Genomic DNA, 2,249 nt, shown 5'->3' with positions numbered 1-2,249 from the left:
GGAACGAGACACTTCCAGTTCAGGGCGGTGCTTGAGCGAAGCAGATCGATTTTCCTTATCCCGAACTCACGTTGGGTTAGGACAGTTAGGCTTTGAGACGCAAGAGTTGGAAGTTTATTCTGGCTCGTGTATTTTTTCGATCGATTAAATTAATTTTTATTATACTCCGTCTAGGTTTAAAGCTATGTGCAATTTTCACAGATTCAAATTTCCATCAAACAATCCTGATTGATGTGATAAGTGAATGAATATATGCAAATCATCTATACATAAGAATTAAATGAAGCTATCTCCCAGTTTAGTTGCTATCAGCTTTCTCGTTATGACTTGTTCTTGTTCGTATAGAACTAGTGAGACAACAGATGTATCTGAAGCTAAAGACGGATCTAGTGAAACATCAAATAAAACTAACATCAAAGTTACTGATAAATGTATAGGAGCAAAGAAAGCACAGCAACAAGTTAATGATGATGCAGCCGCATACTTAAAGATGGGTGGCAAAGATCCACAAGTTAGTTCAGTTCTGATTAAAGCAATTGAGTCAAGACAACAGGCTGCGAAGGATGCTTGTTATTGATGATTTATTAATTTCTAGTTACACAAACTTTCTATCAATCGCATCTCCGCCAGCAAATATCGATCGCGATTCGATCGTGCGTAGATGATAATGTTCGATCGATATAATTCGTGGATGGTGACGATCGATCGATTATTGGTGAGTGAGGGCGGGTTTGATTTAGATTTTAGAATTATGCGGAATCGATGGCATAAACCCGCCCCTACGAACCCGTACATGCGAATATGTTGGCGGGATGCGATTACCAACTTTAGGCTATGCTAGCGATCGTATTTATTATTGGATCTGTAGGGGCGGGTTTATGCTAATTATCATCGCCAAATTCCAGAAATTGCGAACGAACCCGCCCAACCCCACCAGTCAATATCGATTACCTCGCGGCGTGGCTACGTCAGCCAAAAAATCGCCCTGACTCATTCAAGTCAAGGCGATGTTTTTAGGCGATACAAACCAAGGTGTTACTCGCGAGAATTGGCTGCGCCTTCGCCGCCTTTGGTAGAAGGTGAATCCGTCGCAGTCTGTTGCGAACCGTCAATCGCGTCCTCGCCCATACTGTAGTAGCCCCACTGCCAATCGGTGACTTCCGGCATATCTTCGCCGTAGGTCGTAATGTACTGCTGGTGTTCGATCAGTTTATTGCGGATTTCTTGCTTGACATAGGCACCAATATTTTTGAGTTTGGGGGTACGATCGATTGCATCTTGAGCCAGATGAAACCGATCGAGATCGTTCACTACAGTCATATCGAATGGTGTCGTGGTGGTGCCTTCTTCCTTGTAGCCGCGTACGTGGATGTTTTCGTGATTGCTACGGCGGTAGGTGAGGCGGTGAATCAGCCAGGGGTAGCCGTGGAAGGCAAAGATGACGGGTTTATCGGTGGTAAAAATCGAGTCGAAATCTTTATCTGACAAGCCATGTGGATGTTCGGTGCGGGGTTGGAGGGTCATCAGATCGACGACGTTGACGACGCGGATTTTGAGATCGGGGAAATGCGATCGCAAGAAGTCTACAGCGGCTAAGGTTTCGAGGGTGGGGACGTCGCCCGCGCAAGCCATAACGACATCGGGTTCGCTGTGGCGATCGTTACTCGCCCATTCCCAGATTCCCAGTCCTGCCGTACAGTGCGAGATCGCGGCATCCATATCTAACCACTGCAATTCGGGCTGTTTGCCAGCGATAATCACATTCACATACTGACGGCTGCGGAGGCAATGATCGGCAACTGAGAGCAGCGTATTGGCATCGGGTGGCAGATAGACGCGGACGACGGTAGATTTTTTATTCGCCACCACATCGATAAAGCCGGGATCTTGATGGCTGAAACCGTTGTGATCTTGTCGCCAGACGTGGGAAGTGAGCAGATAATTTAGAGATGCGATCGGTCGTCGCCAGGGGATATCGATGCAGCTTTCCAACCACTTAGCATGTTGATTGAACATCGAATCGACGATGTGAATGAATGCCTCATAACAGGAGAAAAAGCCGTGCCGTCCGGTCAACAGATAGCCCTCTAGCCAGCCCTGACACATGTGTTCGCTCAAAAACTCCATATCGAGTAAGGTTTGCTCATCTTGGTCATCCGTGGGCTGTTTTTCGGCTTTAGTAATCCTTTAGGTGACTTCTATGTGCGCGTTGTTTTTATTTGAGTTTTTTTGTTCGTGTATCATCACCC

At 46.3% G+C, this 2,249-nt stretch carries 1 protein-coding gene and 1 pseudogene; one reads left to right on the top strand and one right to left on the bottom strand.

What is annotated here, in order from left to right:
- The first annotated feature begins 280 nt into the window (after positions 1-280).
- Positions 281-577 (top strand): hypothetical protein, encoded by a 297-nt coding sequence (locus RMO84_RS05580; protein ID WP_310487486.1) that lies wholly within the window; start codon positions 281-283, stop codon positions 575-577.
- 458 nt (positions 578-1,035) lie between these two features.
- On the opposite strand, the pseudogene RMO84_RS05575 reads toward RMO84_RS05580, so the two are convergent.
- A pseudogene (locus RMO84_RS05575) lies at positions 1,036-2,249 on the bottom strand (phosphoketolase); the annotation flags it as partial.

Source organism: Chamaesiphon sp. VAR_69_metabat_338, assembly GCF_031423935.1.
Taxonomy (GTDB): Bacteria; Cyanobacteriota; Cyanobacteriia; order Cyanobacteriales; family Chamaesiphonaceae; genus Chamaesiphon.
Note: the sequence above shows the minus strand (reverse complement) of the source record. Positions and strands in the feature narration are given on the sequence as shown.

Bases quoted from the DNA above. Each gene is read 5' to 3' on its own strand.
- RMO84_RS05580 (WP_310487486.1), top strand. From the start codon at position 281: ATGAAGCTATCTCCCAGTTTAGTTGCTATCAGCTTTCTCGTTATGACT.